Origin of the sequence: Nioella nitratireducens, from assembly GCF_001879715.1 — a bacterium.
Taxonomy (GTDB): domain Bacteria; phylum Pseudomonadota; class Alphaproteobacteria; order Rhodobacterales; family Rhodobacteraceae; genus Nioella; species Nioella nitratireducens.
The window spans coordinates 1-20,607 of the sequence record NZ_MNBW01000006.1 but is presented as its reverse complement, the minus strand read 5'-3'; the positions used below and the strand labels follow the sequence as shown (position 1 = coordinate 20,607).

Below are 20,607 nucleotides of genomic sequence, written 5' to 3'. Positions count from 1 at the left end.
TAGTTATTGACGACTTGCCTTGCCGCACGCATTATTCCAAAGGGAGGCCATCATGAGCACAGCGCAGGACAAGACAGCGGCGACCGCTGCCATCAAGGAAACCCGCGGCACCAACCAGACCGGGATGCGGGCGCAGAACGAGCGGCTGGTCCTGACTCTGATCCGGCGTCACGGGGCCTTGGCCAAGGCCGAGATCGCCCGCCTGACGGGATTGTCGGCGCAGACGGTTTCGGTGATCATGCGCAGCCTCGAAGAGGAAGGTCTGCTGCTGAAGGGCGAGCCACAGCGCGGCAAGGTGGGGCAACCCTCGGTGCCGATGCGGCTGAACCCGGAAGGCGCGTTTTTCCTTGGCCTGAAGGTCGGCCGGAGATCAACCGAGATGATCCTGACCGATTTCCTCGGCACAATCCTGTCCCGGCGCAAGCGCATTCACCCCTATCCCGATGTGGAAGAGGTGCTGGCCTTTGCCACCCAATCCGTCGAGTCGCTGCGGCAGGAGTTGCCCGTTGGAAAGCGCGCCCGCATCGGCGGGCTTGGCATTGCGATTCCGTTCCAGCTCTGGGATTGGCCGCGCATGATCGGGGTCGAGCCGCAAACCATGGCCGCTTGGCGACACCGCGACATTCAACAGGAACTGTCCGACGCGCTGGACCTTCAGGTCTTCCTTCAGAACGACGCGACTTCGGCCTGTAGTGCCGAACTGGTCTTTGGCACCGGCGACCAGCCGTTGAATTTCCTGCATTTCTTCGTCGCCTTCTTCATCGGCGGCGGTGTCGTGCTGAACGGCACCCTGTTCAGCGGCCCGACCGGAAACGCCGGGGCCATCGGGCCGATGCCGGTAACGGACCTGCACGGCAACCGCTGCCAGCTGATGGACTGCGCCTCGCTTGTCGGGTTGGAACACCAGATGGAAGAGGCCGGGCTGGACAGCATGACCCTGTGGGAAAACCCCGAAGCCTGGGATGTGCCCGGCAGCCTGACCGACGCTTGGGCCGCCGAGGCCGGGAACGCCATCGCGCACGCGGCCCACGCGGCAATGGCCGTGATAGATTTCGAGGCGATCAAGGTGGATGGCTGGATGCCGCAGGCGCTGCGGGAACACCTTGTCGCGCAGGTCCGAACCCGCATGGACGGACTGGATTTCACCGGTCTGGAACGCCCTGCGGTCGAACTGGGCACCGTTGGCCCCGACGCCCGCTCGCTCGGCGCGGCGAGCCAGCCGTTGCTGGCGCGGTTCCTTGTGGGCTTTACCGTCTGACGCTCAGGCGACGCCGGCGCGCAGGCAGTCGTGCAGGTGCAGCAGGCCGACGGGTCTGCCGTCTTCATCCAGCACGAACAGCGCGGTGATGCGGCCGGACATCATCGCCAGTGCTTCGGCGGCGAAGGTATGGGGCCGGGTGACGCGTGGTTCGCGGGTGGCGACGTCGCCGGCGGTCTTGTCCATCAGCCCGTCCATGCTGCGCCGCAGGTCGCCGTCGGTGACGACTCCGGTCAGCATGCCATCATCGGTCACGCCCGCGATGCCAAAGCCCTTTTCGGTCATGACCAGCAGCACCTCGGGCATCGGCGTTTCTTCGGTGACCAGCGGCAGGGCCGCGCCGGAATGCATCAGCTGAGCGACCTTGGCCAGTTGCGCGCCAAGCTTGCCGCCCGGGTGGAAGGTGCGGAAATTCTCGGGCAGGAAGCCGCGCCGCTCCATCACCGCAACGGCCAGCGCATCGCCAAGCGCGAGCGTCAGCGTGGTCGACGTCGTGGGCGCCATTCCGATGATACAGGCCTCGGGCTCATCCGGCAAAACCAGTTTCAAATCAGCGGCTTGCATGAGCGTGCTCTTGGGATTTTTGGAGACGCCGATCATTGGAATCGAGAAGCGGGCGACGTGGGCGACGATGTCGCCAAGCTCCGAGGTTTCGCCGGAATTCGAGATCAGGATGCACAGGTCATTGGGGGTGATCATCCCCAGATCGCCATGGCTCGCCTCGGCCGGATGAACGAAAGTCGAGGGGGTGCCGGTCGAGGCCAGCGTGGCGCTGATCTTGCGCGCGATATGGCCGGATTTGCCCATGCCGGACAGGATCACACGGCCTGTTTTTATTGACAAAATCGCCTCAACCGCAGCCTCGAAATCCTCGGGCAGGGCATCGGCCATGCGGGTCACGGCGGCCCCTTCGGTGCGCAGGACATGGGCGGCGGTCTGGCGGATCATATCGGTGGAATCTTGGGTCATGAGCCTCCCATAGCGCATGGACGCGCGGAACGGCAGGGGAAAAAGACGGAGCGAAAACAGCCGTCGCCGGGCGTGCACCCCCCGTACACCCCCTGTACACCCCCCGTACACCGGTTTGGCCGATTTTGGAGGAGATGCCTCGGGGCCCGCACGGGGATGTGTTCCGTCCCCATGGGAGTGAAACCGCGTTCACAGTGGGGGCCGCGATGGCCACAGGGCGCGCGTGTCTGAACCGTGCGCGGGAGTGGATGCGGGGCAGGAGGGCGCCATCGGTGCAGAGAGCATGGAGTTCCGCCCTGCGGACCAAGCTGCCGTTCCCTTGGCGGACAATTCGATCATCTTCACCGCCCGGCGTTTACGCCGGGCAGCGCCCGCCCGCCCCCAAGGCGGGCGCTTTCGCGCCCACCACGGGCGGCCGCTGCCCTCATCGCTGACATTCCGGCCAAGCCCCGCAATGGGCGCGAAACCGTCATCCGCCGCGTCATCCGCCACGGTGGGCTCAGGGCCGTTCTTTTTCATTTCCCAAAACCCGATTCCCACGTCGCGCGCCGCAGGGGCGGTCGTTTTCGCGGGCGCAGAGGGGGGATGCCTCCGGCGGGAGTATTTTGGCCAAGAAGAAGACCGGGCGTTTCCGGGAAGGGATGGGGATGAGTCAGCCCGCGTGGCCCACAGCCTTCACGCTGCTTTGCCAGTCGGGGTGAATCCAGGGTGTCCGGTTCGAGCGGGGCAGCATCCCCTTGCCAAGGATGTGGTCGGCGGCCTTTTCGCCGGTCATGATCGAGGGGCCATTGAGGTTGCCGTTGGTGATGCGCGGGAAGATCGAACTGTCGGCGACGCGCAGGCCATCGACCCCGATCACGCGGGTTTCGGGGTCGACCACGGCCAGCGGATCGTCCGCCGCGCCGATGCGGCAGGTGCCACAGGGGTGGTAGGCGCTTTCGACTTCGGCCCGGATGAAATCGTCCAGCTCGTCATCGCTTTGCACGTCGGGGCCGGGCTGGATTTCGGGGCCGCGATAGTCGTCGAAGGCGGCTTGGGCGAAGATCTCGCGGGTCAGGCGGATGCAATGGCGGAAGTCTTCCCAATCCTGGGGGTGGGACATGTAGTTGAACAGGATGTTCGGAGCGTCGTTGGGGTCGGAAGAGGCCAGCGTGACCGCGCCGCGCGAGGGCGAGCGCATCGGGCCGACATGGGCCTGAAAGCCATGCCCCTCGGCGGCGGCTGTGCCGTCATAGCGCACGGCCATGGGCAGGAAGTGATACTGGATATCGGGATAGTCCACGCCGGGGCGCGAGCGCAGGAAAGCGGCGCTTTCGAACTGGTTGGACGCGCCAAGCCCGGTGCGCGTGGTCATCCACTGGGTGCCGATGGCGCCCTTGTATATCAGGTTCCAGTATTTGTAGAGCGTGATCGGCTGGGTGCAGGCCTGCTGGATGTAAAGCTCCAGATGGTCTTGCAGGTTCTGGCCGACGCCGGGCCGGTCGGCGATGACGGGAATGCCATGTTCGATCAGATGAGCGGCAGGGCCGATGCCCGACAGCATCAGGATCTTGGGCGAGTTGATGGAGGAGGCCGCGACGATGACCTCGCGGTTGGCGCGAACGGTCTCGATCTGGCCGCCGCGCTCGACCTCGACGCCAACGGCGCGGCCGTCTTCGATGATGACCCGGCGCACGAAACACCGCAGCATGTCGCAGTTCGGGCGTTGCAGGGCGGGGCGTAGATAGGCGTTGGCCGCCGACCAGCGGGTGCCCTGCCAGACGGTCATTTCCATCGGGCCGAAGCCCTCTTGCTTTTCGCCGTTATAATCGTCGGTCCCCTCGTAGCCCGCCTGCTGCCCGGCCTCAACAAAGGCCTGAAACAGCGGATTGGTGCGGGGACCGCGGGTGACATGCAAGGGGCCGTCGGTGCCGCGCCAGCCGGGATCGCCGCCATGGCCGCCGTCGTGCCATGTCTCCATTCGCATGAAATAGGGCAGCACGTCGGCATAGCCCCACCCCGCCGCGCCGCTGGCCTGCCAATGGTCGTAGTCCCCTGCATGGCCACGCACATAGACCATGCCGTTGATCGAGGAGGAGCCGCCGATCACCTTTCCGCGCGGACAGGCAAGGCGACGGCCACCCAGATGCGGTTCGGGTTGGGATTGGAAGCCCCAGTCATACATCGGCATGTTCATCGGGTAGCTGAGTGCCGCGGGCATCTGGATGAAGGGGCCCATGTCGCTGCCGCCATATTCCAGCACCAGCACCGTGTGCGCCCCGTCTTCCGACAGGCGGTAGGCCATGGCCGACCCGGCGGAGCCGGACCCTATGATGACAAAATCGGCGGATTGCATGGCGGTGGCTCCGTTATGACCCTGCGGATATGCGGCTGGTTCCCGATACACCCAAACAGGGCGATTGGGCCAGAGTGGCTTACCCTGACGCCGCGGCGGGCCGGGCGGCGGCGATCAGCACGATGGACCCGATCAGGGCGGACATCGACGACGCGATCAGGATGGCCAGCTTGACCGAGGCCAGTTGCACACCCCCGAACGAGGCGGCGCCGATGAAGATCGACATGGTGAAGCCCACCCCCGCAAGGCAGCCCGCGCCCAGAAGCTGCGTCCAACTGATTTCAGAGGACAGGCGCGCAAGGCGCAGTTTGACGGCAACGAAGACGAACAGGAAAATCCCCAGCGGTTTGCCGATGACCAGACCGGCGATGACGCCAAGCGCCTCGGGGTGGAGCGGCGAGAACTGGGCGCCCAGGATGGCAATGCCGGTGTTGAAGAAGGCAAAGAGGGGCAGGATCAGGAAGTTCGACCAGTTTTCCAGTGCGTTTTGCAAGTGGAAGCCGGGTTCGCGCAGCCGCTCGACCGCGGCTTGCAGGCGGTTGAGGTTGCCATGCTGCATCGGCGTGTCGGGGTCGCGCATCTCTTCGTCGAAGATCGCGGCAGCCTGTGCGGCCACGCCCCGGATATTGGCCGAGCGGCGCGACGGAATGGCGGCGGCGGTCAGGACACCGGCGAGGGTCGCGTGCAGCCCGCTTTCGTGGATGAAGAACCACAGCGCCACGCCCAAAAGCAGATAGGGAACGCGGGAATAGATGCGGCCCCGGTTGAGACCCATCATGAGGGTGAAAATGGCCAGCGCGACCAGGAAGGCGTGCAGGTCGAACCCTTCACCGTAGAAGAGCGCGATGACGACGATGGCGCCAAGGTCGTCGGCGATGGCGAGCGCCGAGACGAAAACCTTGAGCGAGGTCGGCACCCGGTCGCCCAGAAGCGCGAGGATACCGAGGGTAAAGGCGATGTCGGTGGCCATGGGCACGCCCCAGCCATGCACGGTGGGGCTGCCCCAGTTGATGCCGGCATAGATCAAGGCGGGCGCGACCATGCCGCCAAGTGCTGCTATGATCGGCAGGGCGGCGCTGGCGGGGTCGGACAGTTCGCCGTTCACGATCTCTCGTTTGATCTCGATCCCCACCAACAGGAAGAACAGCGCCATCAGGCCGTCGTTGACCCATGTTTCGAGCGGCAGGGAAAAGGTGCTTTCGCCAAAGGATAGGGCAACGGCGAGGTTGCGCAGGTGTTCGTAGCCCTCGTGCCAGCCGACATTGACGACCAAGAGCGCCAGCACCGTGGCGAGGATCAGGACAAAACCCGCCGAGGCCGCCCAGTGGAAAAAGTCGAGGCTGGCGATACGAATCTGCACGCCGATGGGTTTTTGCACCTCTTCGATCAGCGAGGTTTCGTCCCACGCGCCGTCGTAAAGCCGCCCGTCAATGAACAGCGCAGGCGTATCGCGGACCCCTGCCCCATGCGCGGCGAGGCGATCTTCGGTCAGGCGCTGGTCGGTTTCTTCCGACCACATGTCTTGGTTCAGTTGGTCCAGGTCGAGGTCCAGAACCTCGGCGATCGAACGCACCAGTGCCTCGGTATAGCGCGGCGGGCGAGAGAAGAGGGCGCGGTGAATGTCCCAGAACGCGCCTTGTTTCGCTGCGGCGATGGCGCCGCGCGCCGCGATCTCGGCCCCGGCGCTTTCGGGGCCAGTGGGCAGGAAGCGCACCGCCATCGACACGTTGGTCGGCCCGAAGCGATCCGCCGAGCGTTGCAGCACGTCACGGATGCGGCGCGTGTGCATCGAGGTGAAGTCGAGATACCAGACCAGCCGCGCGCGTCCGCCGCCCTCGGTCACCAGAATATCCCGCGTTGGGTCGAGATCGGTTGTCAGCCCGCGTTGCATCAGTTCTGCCTCTGAATAAATCTCTTCTTGAATAATTCACAATATGAAGCATATTGCCGGGAAGCAAGAGGCCAAACGCATGAATCACACAGACCCCCATCCAACCACCCCGGCACCGTTTCGCGACCTTGATCCGCGCACGCAGGCCATTTTGGGAACCTTTACCCTGTTCACGAAACTGGAGGCCCGTCTGGAAACGATCCACGCGGAACCGGAGATGACCAAGACCGAGCGGCATCTGCTCATCGTTTTGTCGGAACCGATGCGCATGGGGGCCATTGCACAAGAGTTGCAGACCGTGCCCTCGGCGATCACCGCGGTTGTGGATTCACTGGAAGCAAAGGGTTTTGTCGGGCGCGAACGCGACACCGAGGACCGCCGCGCGTGGAAAGTGCATCTGACCGAGACCGGGCAGACCATGCGCCAGGTCATGGCCAACCGCGCCGCCCTGCTGTTTTCGGAGGCCGCCGGCCTGCCCGATGACAAGACCATTCAACTGGCCCGGCTATTGGCCGAGGTCGCCGAAACCGATTACCTCAAAAGCGCCTGCTCTGGAGAGATTTGATGAAAGCCCTTGCCCTTGGCGCCGTTCTGGCGCTGCTTGCCCTTCCCGTTGCCGCCCAGGACGCCGACCCGGTGATCCGGCCCGTCAAGCTGATGACCGTGGATGCCGACAGCCTTGGCATCACCCGGCAGTTCTTTGGCCAGATCGTCGCGCGGCAGACAGTGGACCTTGCCTTTCAGGTCAGTGGCCGGATCATCGCCTTTCCGGTTCTGGAGGGGCAAGAGATCGCAAATGGCGGGCTGATCGCGCAGCTCGACACGGAATCGTTTGAAATCAGCCTCGATCAGGCGCGGGTGCAACTGGACCAGGCCCAGCGCACGCTGGACCGCCTGAACGCGTTGTCGGAAAACACCGTGTCGCAGGTCAGCGTGGACGACGCCGAAACGCAGGTCAGCCTTGCCGAGATCGCCGTGCGCAACGCCCAGTTCGCGCTGGACCACACCACGCTGACCGCCCCTTTCGACGGGCTGGTCGCGGCGCGCAACGTGGCCAATTTCACGACGATCAGCGCCGGCAGCCCGGTCGTGCGCCTGCATGACATGTCAGAGTTGCGGATCGAAATCGACGTGCCCGAGGTGCTGTTCGAGCAAGCGGGTGAAAACCCGGATGTCGCGCTTTGGGCGCAGTTCCCCTATAGCGACCAGACTTATCCGCTGATGATCCGCGAGTTCACCGCCGAGGCGTCTGCCGTGGGGCAGACCTTTCAGTTGACGCTGGCCATGCCCCGGCCCGAGAACCGCTCGATCCTGCCCGGAGCCTCGGTCACGGTGTTTGCCCGGCTGGCCCCCGATCACGCCAGTCTGACCATTCCCGCATCGGCCATCGCCACCGGCAATGACGGTTCGGTCAGTGTCATGCGGTTCGTCGAGGATGCGGACGGTATGGGCACCATTGACGAGGTTGCCGTCGAGATCGAGCCATCGCGCACGGGGGGCTTTGACGTGCTGTCGGGGCTGGCTGATGGCGACGAGATCGTGATGACCGGGGTGAACGCGCTGGAGGACGGCATGACCGTGCGGCGCTTTACCGGTTTCGCGAACTGAGGGGCAGGTCATGAACATCGCGCGCGCCTCGATCGACAAACCGATCCTGACATGGATCGTCATTCTTATCAGCCTCTTCGGCGGCATCTGGGGCTTTGCCACGCTGGGGCGGCTGGAAGACCCGGCCTTTACCATCAAGACCGCCGTCATCGTCACCCAGTATCCCGGCGCCTCGGCCGAGCAGGTCAGCAGCGAAGTGACCGAACCGCTCGAATCCGCCATTCAACGGATGGGCGAGGTGGATCGCATCACCTCGGTCAACCGACCCGGCCTGTCGCGGATCGAGGTCGAGATCATGTCCACCTATGACGGCAACGAACTGCCCGCGATCTGGACCGACCTGCGCCAACGGGTGACCGATGCGGCCCGAAACCTGCCCGACGGGGTGGGAACGCCGCAGGTCAATGACGGGTTCGGCGACGTGTTCGGCATTTTCTTCGCGGTCACGGCCGAGGGTTATTCCGACGCGGAACGCCATGAACTGGCGCGGTTCCTGCGACGGGAAATTCTGGCCGTCGATGGCGTCGCGGATGTGGACGTGCAGGGCCTGCCCGACGAGGCGATCTTTGTCGAGCCGAACCTTGCGCTGACCGTGCACCAGAACATTTCGCCGCAATTGATCCTTCAGGCGCTGGCCAATGCCAACTCGGTCGCACCCGCGGGATCGCTCGATTCGGAAAATACGCGAACCGTGATCCAGACCCCGGAAGGGTCTGAGAGCGTGTCGGAAATCGCAGGTCTGACGGTGGGGGTCGGCGGCGATGTGCTGAACCTTGCCGATTTCGCACAGGTCAGCCGGGGGCGGCAGGACCACCCCTCGCAGATCATCCGGTTCAACGGTCACGAAGCCTTCACGCTGGGCGTGGCGGGGCTGTCGGCGGAAAACATCGTTGACGTCGGCAACCGGGTCGATGCGCGGCTGGCCGAGTTGCAGCCGGAACTGCCCTACGGGGTGGACCTGCACCCGATCTACCAGCAACACGTGGTGGTGGACGAGGCATCGAGTGCGTTTCTTGTCAACCTCGCCATGTCGGTGGCCATCGTGGTCGCGGTTCTGGCGATCTTCATGGGCTGGCGCGCGGCCATCGTGGTGGGCACGACCCTGCTGCTGACGGTGGTGGGCACGCTCTTTTTCATGGGGATATTCTCGATCGAGATGGAGCGCATTTCGCTGGGCGCGCTGATCATCGCCATGGGGATGCTGGTCGATAACGCCATCGTGGTGGCGGAAGGCATGCAGATATCCATGCTGCATGGCAAATCCTCGCGCGAGGGCGCGGATGAAGCGGCGGGCAAGACGCAGATTCCGCTTTTGGGTGCAACCGTGATCGGGATCATGGCCTTCGCGGGGATCGGGCTGAGCCCCGACGCGACCGGGGAATTCCTGTTTTCACTGTTTGCCGTGATCGGCATTTCGCTGATGCTGTCATGGATTCTGGCGCTGACCGTGACGCCGCTGCTAGGGCACTATTTCTTCAAGCGAGTCGCGGCGGGTGGGGCCGACGCCTATTCGGGGCCTATCTTCCGGGCCTATGGCGCGGTGCTGCGCGGGGCCTTGCGGTTCCGCTGGTTGGTGGTCGTGGCGCTGCTGGCGGTGACGGTGGCCTGCTATTGGGGCTTCGGGCAGGTCAAACAGCAATTCTTCCCCGACTCGAACACGCCGATCTTTTTCGTTCACTACAAGCTGCCACAGGGCACGCCGATCGAAACCACGTCCGAACATATGGCCGATTTCGAGGCGTGGCTGGAAGGCCGCGACGAGGTGGTGTCGGTCTCGACCTTTGTCGGTCAGGGCGCGACGCGGTTCATGCTGACCTATGCGGCGGAATCCCCGAACCCCAGCTATGGCCACCTGATCATCCGCACCGAACGGCTGGACCAGATACCGCAATTGCAGGCCGATCTGGATGCCTTCGGCGAAGCGGCCCATCCCGAGGGCGAGTTCCGCACCGCGCGGCTGGTCTTCGGCCCCGGCGGCGGCAACCCGATTGCAGTGCGCTTTTCGGGCAGCGACCCGGCGGTGTTGCGCGATCTGGCGGATGAGGCCGAGCGCGTGATGCAGGCGGCGTCGCCCAACATACTGGCCCCGCGCACCAACTGGCGCGAGCAGGAACTGGTGATCCGCCCGCTTTACGCCACCGACCGCGCGCAGGCGGCGGGCATCACGCGGGATGACATCGCCACCTCGATGAGATTGGCGACCACGGGGATCACGGCGGGCACCTACCGCGAAGGCGAGCGGCTGATCCCGATCATCGTGCGGGTGCCCCGTGACGAGGGGCTGACCATCCTCGACCAGGTCGTGTATTCGCCCGTCGATGGCAGCCCGATCCCGATGGAGCAGGTGGTGGACGGCCTGAGCTACGAGGTTCAGAACACGCTTGTCCACCGGCGCAACCGGGTGCCGACGATCACGGTCGGGGCCTCGATCCCGCCGGATGTGACGGCGGCACAGGTGCATGGCGAAATCCGCGATGCGGTCGAGGCGATAGAGCTGCCGCTTGGCTATTCGATGGAATGGGGCGGTGAATTCGAAAGCTCGAACGAAGCCAATGCCAGCCTTGGCCAGCAATTGCCCGTGACGCTGCTGATCATGGTCTTGATCTCGGTCCTGCTGTTCAACGCGCTGCGCCAACCGCTGATCATCTGGTTGTTGGTGCCGATGGCGGTGAACGGGGTCACGCTGGGGCTGCTTGGCACCGGGTTGCCGTTCTCGTTCACCGCGCTTCTGGGGCTGCTCAGCCTGTCGGGGATGCTGATCAAGAACGGCATCGTGCTGGTGGAAGAGATCGACCTTGTGCGGGCCGAGGGTGTGGCGCTGCGCGAGGCGATCGTGCGCGCCAGCACCTCTCGTATTCGGCCCGTCGTGCTGGCGGCCGCGACAACCATCCTTGGCATGGCACCGCTGTTGTCGGATGCGTTCTTCGTGTCGATGTCGGTCACCATCATGGGTGGGCTGGCCTTTGCGTCGGTCCTGACGCTGGTGGCGGCCCCGGTGTTCTACGACATCTTCTTTTCCCGAGAGGAGAAGCGCCGCCTGCGGGCCGAGGCGACGCCTGCCTGATCCCCGTTGGGCGGGGCCAGCCATTGGCTTGGCCCCGCCTGTCGATCCAGCGCGCGACGGTGTCAATTGCGGGGCGTGGCACCGGTGTGCTACCTGCCGCAAATGACAATCCAGAAACCCGACAAGACCCATGGCTGGCGCGGATCGGCCGACCTGTGGATCGACGCCGCCTACGAGGTGTTGATCGACGGCGGGGTCGAGGCGGTCAAGGTCATGCCGCTGGCCAAGGCGCTTGGCCTGTCGCGCACCAGCTTCTATTGGCATTTCACGGATCGTGAGGCGCTGCTGGCGGCCATCATCGACCGCTGGGAGGCCAAGAACACCGGCAATCTGGTGGCCCGCTGCACGGCCCCGGCGGGGTCGATCTGCGCCGCGATCTTCAACCTGTTCGACTGCTGGATCGACGAAGACCTGTTCGACTCGCGGCTCGATCTGGCGATCCGCAACTGGGCGTTGACCGACGCCGGTCTACGGGCGCGGGTCAATGCCGCCGATGCCACCCGTCTGGCGGCGATGCGCGACATGTTCGACCGGCACGGGCAGGATGGCCGTCTGGCGATGATCCGGGCGCATACCATGATCTTCACGCAGGTGGGCTATTACACCATGCAACTGGGGGAATCGATCACCGAGCGGCTGGACCGGATGCCGCTTTATGTCGAGGCGTTTACCGGTCAGGCCCCGAGCAAGGCGGAAATCGCGGAATTCTACGCCCGCCACGGGCATGACGCCTGACCGGCGCTTGTGGACCGGGGCAGGATTGCCCTAGATGCGGACCATGACCCGTCGCCGTCTTTCATTGCCCGGAAACTGGATGGCCGTGCTGGCCTGGATCGCCGCCAGCCTGTGCCTGTTGCCGATTGCCGCCGTGGCGCTGGCCGCCCTGACCGGGGGCTGGGAAACGGTGGGCAGCCTCGCCCAGACCGTTCTGCCGCGCTATACCCGCGCCACGCTGAGCCTCGTTCTGATCGTGGCTGTCGGCACCGGCGTGATCGGCACCGGCACCGCGTGGCTGGTGACGATGACCCGCTTTCCCGGCCGCCGCCTGCTGGAAATCGCGCTGGCGCTGCCGCTGGCCTTCCCGGCCTATGTGCTGGCTTATGCCTATACCGATTTTCTCGACTTCCCCGGCTGGGTGCAGACGAGCTTGCGCGAGTTGATCGGCTGGGGGCCACGCGATTACTGGTTCCCCGAAATCCGGTCCCTGCCCGGCGCGGCCATGATGCTGGTGCTGGTGCTGTATCCTTACGTTTACCTGCTGGCGCGGGCCGCCTTTCTTCAGCAAAGCGCCACCGCCTATCTGGCCGCGCGGACCCTTGGCCGGGGGCCATGGGCCGCGTTCTTCCGGGTGAGCCTGCCAATCGCCCGACCGGCCATCGCAGGGGGTGTCCTGCTGGCCATCATGGAAACCATCGCCGATTTCGGCACCGTCAGCTATTTCAACGTGCAGACCTTTGCCACCGGTATCTACCAAAGCTGGTTTTCCTTTGCCGACCGGGGCGCGGCGGCGCAATTGGCGCTGTGCCTGCTGATCGCCGCGCTGGTGCTGGCGGGGCTGGAGCGGCGGCAGCGCATGGGCCAGCGCCACCACGCGGCGGGGCGGCGGTTCGAAGTGCTGGACCCGGCGCAGTTGCACGGTGCCCGCGCCCTTCTGGCGGCGCTGTTCTGCACGCTGCCGGTGGTGCTGGGGTTCCTGTTGCCCGCTGGCCTGCTGATCTGGATGGGGCATGACAGCTTTCCCATCATCCTGACCGAGCGTTATGTCGGCTTCCTGCAAAACTCGCTGACCCTTGCCGCGGTGGCGGCGGTCTTTACCGTGACGGCGGCGATCTTCCTCGGCTTCAACGCGCGGCTGCACCCGAACCGGGCCAACAAGACAGCCATCGGGATTGCCGGTCTTGGCTATGCCGTCCCCGGCGGCGTGATCGCCGTGGGGCTGATCGTGCCCTTTGCCGCCTTCGACAACGCGCTGGATGCGTGGATGCGGGACACGTTCGACATATCGACCGGCCTGCTGATTACCGGCTCGATCTGGCTGTTGGTGATGGCCTACATGGTGCGCTTCATGGCCGCCGCGCTGTCGGCCTATGACGCGGGCCTGTCCACCATCAATCCCAATATCGACGCGGTGGCGCGGACCTTGGGGCGGACGCCCTCGACCATGCTGCGCGGGGTGCATCTGCCGATCCTGCGGCCCAGCCTGCTGACGGCATTGCTGATCGTCTTCGTCGACGTGATGAAGGAATTGCCCGCGACGCTGATCATGCGGCCCTTCAACTTCGACACGCTGGCGGTGCAAGCGCATCGGCTGGCCGCCGACGAACGGCTGTCCGAGGCTGCGGTGCCGAGCCTTGTCATTGCCGCTGTCGGCCTGCTGCCGGTGATCGTGCTGTGCTGGGGTCTTGGGCGCGAGGACCGGACCGAGCGCGATTTCGTGCCCGATCTCGATCCTGCGGAGTAACCCCCAGCCAAACAAAAAGGGCGCCCCCGAAAGGACGCCCCGATCGCGGTGTTCGACCGGTTTACGGCCAGCCGACCTGGTTGAATATGCGCTGCGCGGTGGCGAGGTTGTTGGCCACGTCAGTCAGGTCGATGTCATCGGCGACAAAATCGCCCAGACCTGCCAGTTCCTCGACCATCGGCACGCCTTCGACCGCCGGGTATTCGTTGTTTCCGGACGAGAAGTAGACCTGCGCGCTATCCGAGGCAAGGTATTCAAGGAAGGCCACGGCCGCATCCGGATGCGGCGCATAAGCGGCCATGCCTGCGCCCGACACGTTCATATGCGCGCCGTTGCCGTCCTGATCGGGGAAGACATGGCCGATCACGTCGAGATGTTCGGTCACACCGTCCACCTCTTCGCGCAAGGCGCGCACGAAATAATAGGTGTTGGACACCGCCACGCCGCATTCGCCCGAGGCCAGACCGGCAAGCTGGTCGGTATCGCCGCCCTGCGGTGAGCGGGCGAAGTTGCGCACGACGCCAGCGGCCCAGTCCCGCGCCTCCGCTTCGCCTTCATGGGCGATGATCGAGGCCAGCAGGGTCTGGTTGTAGGTGTTGGTCGAGGACCGGATACACACCATGCCTTCATAGGCGGGATCGGCCAGATCGGCATAGGTCATGGGCGGGGTATCGACCAGTTCGGTATTGTAGAAGATGATCCGCGAGCGCTGCGAAAAGCCGAACCAGCGGTTCTCGGCCTCTTGCAGATGCTGCGGGATGCGCGCTTCCAGAATGGCACTGTCGACCGGTTGCAGCACCCCGGCCTCGACCGCACGGTTCAGGCGCGACACATCGACGGTCAGGAAGATATCGGCGGGCGAATTGCGGCCCTCGGCCTGCATCCGGGCCATCAACTCGTCGGCATTGCCTTCGATGCGGTTGATGGTGATGCCGGTCTGTTCTTCAAACTCGGAATAGAGCCGCTCGTCAGTGTCGTAGTGGCGCGAGGAGTAGATGTTCAGCTCTTGCGCCGTGGCCATGGCGGCGGTGCCAGCAAGAAGGCTTGTCGCCAAAAGAGCGGAAAGTGCGCGGGTCATTCGGTTCAGTCCTTTTCCTTCTTCCCTGGCACAAAGCTCGGGAAATCCCGCACCGGATATCATGCTGGCCATGCGAGTCAAGCATTCCCAAGTAAAACACTCGGATTAATTTGGCGCTGGACGGCCCCTGCCCCGCGATGCAGGGTGGCGCGGCTTTCAGCGAGGGAGGAAAGCGTGACCCCCGGCATGATCTTTCTGGTGCTGGCCTATGTGCTCAGCCAGTTTTACCGCGCCTTTCTGGCGGTTTTATCGCCGGTGCTGGACGCCGATATCGGCGCGACGCCCGAAGACCTCGCCATGGCGTCGGGGCTGTGGTTCGCCGTCTTCGCGGCGATGCAGATTCCGGTAGGGTGGGCGCTCGATCGGATCGGGCCGCGCCTGACGTCGTGTGTTCTGCTGGCCCTTGGCGGCGCGGGCGGCGCGGCGGTCATGGCGATGGCGCAGGGGCCGGGCGCGGTGTCGGCGGCGATGGTCCTGATCGGGATCGGCTGTTCGCCCGTTCTGATGGCCAGCTACTACATCCTTGCGCGCGATTTTTCCCCCGCCGTGTTCGCCACCGGCGCGGGCATCATTCTGGGCACCGGGTCGCTTGGCAATATCGGCGCCGCGCTGCCGCTGGCCTGGGCGGTGGAAACCCTTGGCTGGCGCGAAACCATGTGGGGCCTGGCCGCTGTCACGCTGGCCGTGGCGGCGGTGCTGGCCCTGACCGTCCATAACCCCAAGACGCCCGAAGGCGGGCACAAAGGGTCGGTGCTGGACCTGCTGAAGATCCGCGAGATGTGGGCGATCTGCGCCATCATGTTCGTGAACTACGCCCCGGCGGCGGGCATCCGGGGCCTGTGGATCGCACCCTATCTGGGCGATATCTTCGGCGCAGGGATCGGGCAGATCGGCACAGCCTCGCTGATCATGGGGCTGGCGATGATCGCGGGCAATTTCTGTTACGGACCGCTCGACCGGGTGTTCGGCACCCGAAAATGGGTGATCTTGACCGGCAACCTGATCGCCGCCGTCGCCTGCCTGACCCTCTGGGCCCTGCCGAACCAAAGCGCCGCCTTTTCCATAGCGGCAATGGCTGCGATCGGGTTTTTCGGAGCGACCTTTCCCGTCATCATCGCCCATGGTCGCAGCTTTTGCCCGCCACATCTGGTGGGCCGGGGCGTGACGCTGCTCAACCTGTTCGGGATCGGCGGCGCGGGCCTGATGCAGTTTTCCAGCGGCCCGGTCTTTTCCCGCCTGTCCGAGACCGCCCCGCCTGCAATGGCCTATGGGCAGCTTTTTGGCCTGTTCGGTGTCCTGATCCTTGCGGGCTGCGTCGTCTACCTGTTCAGCAGGGACCGCCTGGGATGACCCCCGCTGTTGCCGCATAACCGGTTTCCGCCGCATTGCAGCGGAAAAAGGGTGGCCGCGAAGCGCGCGGGCAGGTAAGGCGACCCGAACGCGAACAATCCCTGACGGAGACCTATTCCCATGTCCCCGGACTTCCTTCCCCGGATGCGGGCCGAATGGCTTGGCAACATCCGTGCCGACCTGCTTTCCGGCCTTGTCGTGGCGCTGGCCCTGATCCCCGAGGCCATCGCCTTTTCCATCATCGCGGGCGTCGACCCCAAGATCGGGCTTTATGCCTCTTTCTCCATCGCCGTGATCACCGCCATCGTCGGCGGACGTCCCGGCATGATTTCCGCCGCCACCGCCGCGACGGCGGTGCTGATGGTGACGCTGGTGCGCGACCACGGGCTGCAATATCTGCTGGCCGCGACGATCCTTGCGGGCGCGTTGCAGGTGGCGGCTGGCCTTCTGAAACTGGGCAGCGTCATGCGTTTTGTCTCACGCTCGGTGATGACGGGCTTTGTCAATGCGCTGGCGATCCTGATCTTCATGGCGCAACTGCCGGAGCTGATCGGCGTGCCGTGGCTGACCTATGTGATGGTCGCTGCCGGTCTCGCCATCATTTACCTCTTTCCCTATGTCACCACGGCGATCCCCTCACCGCTGGTCTGCATCGTCGCGCTGACCGCCGTGGCGCTGACCTTCGGGATGGACCTGCGCACCGTAGGCGATATGGGCGACCTGCCCGACACGCTGCCGGTTTTCCTGCTGCCGGACATTCCGCTGAACATGGAAACGCTGATGATCATCCTGCCCTATTCGGCGGCAGTTGCTGCCGTGGGCCTGCTGGAATCGCTGATGACGGCACAGATCGTCGATGACCTGACCGACACGGGCAGCGACAAGAACCAGGAATGCATCGGCCAGGGCGTGGCCAATTTCTGCACCGGGTTCATCGGCGGCATGGCGGGCTGCGCGATGATCGGCCAATCCATGATCAACGTGAAATCCGGCGGGCGCGGGCGGCTGTCCTGCTTCGTGGCCGGGGTGGTGCTGCTGCTGCTTGTGGTGCCGTTTGATTTCATCGTCTCGGTCATCCCGATGGCCGCGCTGGTGGCGATCATGATCATGGTCTCGATCGGCACGTTCAGTTGGTCGTCGATCAAGGATCTGCGCACCCATCCGCGCAGTTCGTCCATCGTGATGCTGGCGACCGTGGTGGTGACGATCTACACCCACAACCTTGCGATTGGCGTGCTGACCGGCGTGCTGCTGTCGGGCATCTTCTTTGCCGGCAAGATCGCACAGCTTTTCGCCGTCACCTCCGACCTGTCCGAGGACGGCAAGACCCGGACCTATCACGTTCACGGCCAGTTGTTCTTTGCCTCGGCCGAGCAATTCGCCGCCGCCTTCGACTTTGGCGAGGTGCTGGACAAGGTCGTGATCGACGTGACCCGCGCCCATATCTGGGACATTTCGTCGGTTGCCGCGCTGGACATGGCCGTGCTCAAATTCCGCCGTGAAGGGGCAGAAGTCGAGTTGCAGGGCATGAACGAAGCTTCCAGCACGATCGTCGACCGTCTGGCCGAACATGACAAACCGGGCGCGATGGATCGCCTGATGAGCCACTGAGGAGAGCAGCAATGGGCAAGATCATCGCATTGGTGGATGGCTCCATCTACTCGCAAAGCGTCTGCGATCACGCCGCCTGGGTGGCCAAGGGCAAGGGCTGGTCGGTCGAGGTGATTCACGTTCTGGGCCGCCGCGACGAAAGCGCCGACCCCCGCAACCTGAGCGGCAATATCGGGCTGGGCGCGCGCACGGCGCTGCTGAACGAACTGGCCGATCTGGACGCGCAAAAGGCCAAGCTGGCGCGCAAGCGCGGGCAGGCGATCATCGAGGACGCCTCGGAACGGATCAGCGCCGAGGGGGTTGAGGTCACCGGGCGGCTGCGCCTTGGAGATCTGGTCGAAACCCTGCGCGACGCCGAGGAGGGGGCCGATCTGGTCATCGTCGGCAAACGTGGCGAGGGGGCGGATTTCGCCTCGATGCATCTGGGCAGCAACCTCGAACGCGCGGTGCGCTCTTCGATCAAGCCGGTTCTGGTCGCCTCGCGCGCCTTTCAACCGGTGAAAAAGCTGCTGGTGGCCTTTGACGGCGGCAGTTCGGCCCTGAAAGCGGTGGATCACATCGCCCGGTCGGACCTGTTCGCGGGGCTCGACATCCACCTTTTGACGGTTGGGTCCGAGACGACCGAGGCCAAACGCGCCATCGAGGGTGCCGCCGCGCTGCTGAAGGGCGCGGGCTATGACGTGACCGCCGAGATCGCGCCGGGCCAGCCGGAGCAGGTGATCGCGGATCGGGCCGAGGCGCATGATTTCGATCTGCTGATCATGGGCGCCTATGGCCACAGCCGCATTCGCAACCTCTTCATCGGGTCCACCACGACCGAGATGATCCGCGCCTGCAAGGTGCCGGTCCTGCTGTTTCGCTGATCTCGTCGGGTTTCGCCGCCTGACGACGACCCGCTCGGGGTATTTTTGCGAAGAAGACGGGGGAGCGTCACCCGAAATCGCCATGGCAGAACCAGCCGCCCGAGAGGCTGCCGCCATGGGCGTAGAACAGCCATAACCGCTCGCCACCCGCCGTTTCGACGCGCCAGTAATCGCGCACGCCGCTACGCCACTCGGGGTCGTCCAGCCACCATTCCGGCGCGATACGCTCGGGGCCAAGGCCGCTTTGCGTGGTGAAGTTTCGTCCACGCCAGCGGAAGCGGTCGGGCAGGTCCGCGCCATCACGGGCCTGCACCGGTTCGGGGCGAAACAGCGTCAACGGGCGCGGGCGCGGTTGGCCGGGCCAATCGGGGGCCGGACCTGACCACGCGGCGGCGACGCGATGCGCGGTCTTTTCCGGGATGTGGCTGTCGGCGGGGTGCTGTCTCGTGATCGCCTCCAGCCCCACGCGGGTGCCGATCCGGGCCATCAGGTCTTCGAGGGCCGTGTCGCGCCCCTGCCGCATGCTTGCCTCTGTGGCGGCGTCCATGCCGCCCTTGACCTGGCGGGCATGGACCGCCTCGGTCACATGGGCCTCCAATCGCAGGATGTCGATGCCGAAGCCCGGGTCCACATCCTTGAGCTTCATCGCCAGCAGCGGGCGAATGCGATGCGGATCGGCGGTCGCGCGGGCCAGCCCCAGCTCGACGCTTTCGGTCCTGCCCTCGGCGAGGGACAGATGCAGCCGCAGACGCCGCGCCCCCTGCCCTTTCGCCGCGAGCTTTGAACACAGCACCGGCAGCATCCGGTCGATCCCGGCAAGGATATCTTCTTCCAGTCCGATCGGGTCCGGCAGGCTGAAGCGCACGGCGAAGCGGGTGTCGGGGGCGAGCGGGGTGATCGGCTCCGGCTCCAGCCCGAGGGCCTGATCGAGCCGCCGCACCAGCCCACGCCCAAAGCGCCGGGCCAGCGTGGCCCGCGGCGGGCCGAAGAGATCGCGGATGCGCGACAGGCCAAGACGGCTCAGGGCGGCCAGGGTGTCGGCCTCCAGCCGCAAGGCCGCAACCGGCAGGTCGCCGATGGCCTGCCGGGTCTGGCCCGGGGCCGCAATGCGATGCGCGGCGGCGGGCGTGGCCTGCGGCGGCGCCGCGCCCCCCTTGGTCCAGTGCCGCTTGCCCGCGCGCGACCGGGTGGCGCGCGCTTCTTGGTCGATGGCATCACCGCTGCGCGCCGCCATACCGCCCTGCCCCGCGTGCCGTGCCAGCGCCCAGGCCGCCCCTGCGGTGTCGGCCAGCCCGACCTGCACCGTCAGCCCCAGACCCGCGCAATCGCCTTCGACCTGCGCGACGAGGCCGTCTTCACCGCCAAAGAGATGCGCCACCCCGGTGATGTCGATCAGCAACCCCGCCACCCCCTCGGGCGCAACAAGGGGCGAGACCTTGCCCGCCCACCGGGCCAGCCGGGCCAGGAAGGCCCGCTCGCGCAGGGGATCGGCGGGGCGGGTCAGCAGATCGGGGCAAAGCGCGCGCGCCTCGGCCAGCGGCTGGCCCACCCGCGCGCCCTGCTCGGCCGCCGCCTGAGACACCGACCGCAGCACACGGGCGGCACCGACCTCCTCGACGATGACAAGCGGACGATCCCCCATCCCCCGGTCCAGCCGCAACACATGCTCAGCCGCAAGCCGGGAAAACCAGAGCGACAGGATCCGGCGCTGCGGATCCGGGGAGGGAGCACGGAAGGCGGTCATGTGGCAGCATGAATGTTCCTGTTATGTTCTTTTCATTTAGCGCGAACGGCCGCACGAGTCGAGTCATGCCCTGCGCAGGAACATTGCGGCGGGCAGGCCGAGGGATGCGGAAAAACAGGGGCACGCGTCTCGAAAACGGCTTCCAGGCGCAAGTCTGACGGGGCCGGGGGCACCCAATTGATATCGCAAATCCGAAAAGTGCGCCGAGGGCTGGGGCAGGCCCACCGGCCTGCCCCTTGTCGCGTCAGATGGCAAAGTCGCGCAGCCTCCGGCCAGAGGCGGCCTGCAAAACAGCGCCCCTCAAAACACGAACTCATCCACGAACTGGCCCTGCACGTCCCAGTCCAGCCCGGCTTGGCCGATGGTCTGCCACGC

The 20,607-nt window shown here is 65.3% G+C and carries 14 protein-coding genes; 9 read left to right on the top strand and 5 right to left on the bottom strand.

Annotated elements, in window-relative coordinates:
- Window positions 1-52: 52 nt before the first annotated feature.
- The gene (locus tag BKY27_RS06910; RefSeq protein ID WP_071673730.1) at window positions 53-1,258 is read left to right on the top strand and encodes an ROK family transcriptional regulator; all 1,206 of its coding nucleotides are present in this window, start codon (window positions 53-55) and stop codon (window positions 1,256-1,258) included.
- Window positions 1,259-1,261: 3 nt separating this feature from the next.
- On the opposite strand, the gene BKY27_RS06905 is transcribed toward BKY27_RS06910, so the two are convergent.
- From BKY27_RS06905 to nhaA, 3 genes are all read right to left on the bottom strand, one after another.
- Window positions 1,262-2,227: a KpsF/GutQ family sugar-phosphate isomerase gene (locus tag BKY27_RS06905; protein ID WP_071673931.1), complete on the bottom strand. Its 966-nt coding sequence runs from the start codon at window positions 2,225-2,227 to the stop codon at window positions 1,262-1,264.
- A gap of 652 nt (window positions 2,228-2,879) precedes the next feature.
- Window positions 2,880-4,562 carry a choline dehydrogenase gene (gene betA, locus BKY27_RS06900; protein WP_071673729.1) on the bottom strand — a complete coding sequence of 561 codons (1,683 nt, stop codon included), beginning with the start codon at window positions 4,560-4,562 and terminating at the stop codon, window positions 2,880-2,882.
- A 79-nt stretch (window positions 4,563-4,641) separates the two neighbouring features.
- A complete protein-coding gene (nhaA, locus tag BKY27_RS06895) occupies window positions 4,642-6,453 on the bottom strand; it encodes a Na+/H+ antiporter NhaA (protein ID WP_084667884.1) in 1,812 nt (603 codons plus the stop codon).
- Between the two features lie 79 nt (window positions 6,454-6,532).
- Here nhaA and BKY27_RS06890 point away from each other — a divergent pair, with 79 nt between their 5' ends.
- From BKY27_RS06890 to BKY27_RS06870, 5 genes are all read left to right on the top strand, one after another.
- Complete coding sequence (locus BKY27_RS06890; protein ID WP_071673929.1) at window positions 6,533-7,018, top strand: MarR family winged helix-turn-helix transcriptional regulator; 486 nt, start codon at window positions 6,533-6,535, stop codon at window positions 7,016-7,018.
- Complete coding sequence (locus tag BKY27_RS06885) at window positions 7,018-8,061, top strand: efflux RND transporter periplasmic adaptor subunit (RefSeq protein ID WP_071673728.1); 1,044 nt, start codon at window positions 7,018-7,020, stop codon at window positions 8,059-8,061. Before BKY27_RS06890 ends, BKY27_RS06885 begins: the two co-directional genes overlap by 1 nt.
- A 10-nt stretch (window positions 8,062-8,071) precedes the next feature.
- On the top strand, window positions 8,072-11,125 hold the full coding sequence (locus tag BKY27_RS06880) for an efflux RND transporter permease subunit (RefSeq protein WP_071673727.1): 3,054 nt from the start codon (window positions 8,072-8,074) through the stop codon (window positions 11,123-11,125).
- A 102-nt stretch (window positions 11,126-11,227) separates the two neighbouring features.
- Window positions 11,228-11,860 (top strand): TetR/AcrR family transcriptional regulator, encoded by a 633-nt coding sequence (locus BKY27_RS06875; RefSeq protein WP_071673726.1) that lies wholly within the window; start codon window positions 11,228-11,230, stop codon window positions 11,858-11,860.
- 43 nt (window positions 11,861-11,903) lie between these two features.
- Complete coding sequence (locus BKY27_RS06870; protein ID WP_233491789.1) at window positions 11,904-13,586, top strand: ABC transporter permease; 1,683 nt, start codon at window positions 11,904-11,906, stop codon at window positions 13,584-13,586.
- A 61-nt stretch (window positions 13,587-13,647) separates the two neighbouring features.
- Here BKY27_RS06870 and BKY27_RS06865 read toward each other — a convergent pair whose 3' ends face one another.
- Window positions 13,648-14,664, bottom strand: coding sequence for an extracellular solute-binding protein (locus BKY27_RS06865; protein ID WP_071673724.1), 1,017 nt, complete (start codon window positions 14,662-14,664; stop codon window positions 13,648-13,650).
- 174 nt (window positions 14,665-14,838) lie between these two features.
- On the opposite strand from BKY27_RS06865, the gene BKY27_RS06860 reads away from it, so the two are divergent.
- The 3 genes from BKY27_RS06860 (at window position 14,839) to BKY27_RS06850 (ending at window position 18,488) form a co-directional block, all read left to right on the top strand.
- Window positions 14,839-16,014 (top strand): MFS transporter, encoded by a 1,176-nt coding sequence (locus BKY27_RS06860; RefSeq protein WP_146636203.1) that lies wholly within the window; start codon window positions 14,839-14,841, stop codon window positions 16,012-16,014.
- Window positions 16,015-16,134: 120 nt separating this feature from the next.
- A complete protein-coding gene (locus tag BKY27_RS06855) occupies window positions 16,135-17,625 on the top strand; it encodes a SulP family inorganic anion transporter (protein ID WP_084667882.1) in 1,491 nt (496 codons plus the stop codon).
- Between the two features lie 11 nt (window positions 17,626-17,636).
- A complete protein-coding gene (locus tag BKY27_RS06850; RefSeq protein ID WP_071673722.1) occupies window positions 17,637-18,488 on the top strand; it encodes a universal stress protein in 852 nt (283 codons plus the stop codon).
- Window positions 18,489-18,555: 67 nt separating this feature from the next.
- Here BKY27_RS06850 and BKY27_RS06845 read toward each other — a convergent pair whose 3' ends face one another.
- Window positions 18,556-20,232: a Y-family DNA polymerase gene (locus BKY27_RS06845; protein ID WP_071673721.1), complete on the bottom strand. Its 1,677-nt coding sequence runs from the start codon at window positions 20,230-20,232 to the stop codon at window positions 18,556-18,558.
- Window positions 20,233-20,607: the final 375 nt, after the last annotated feature.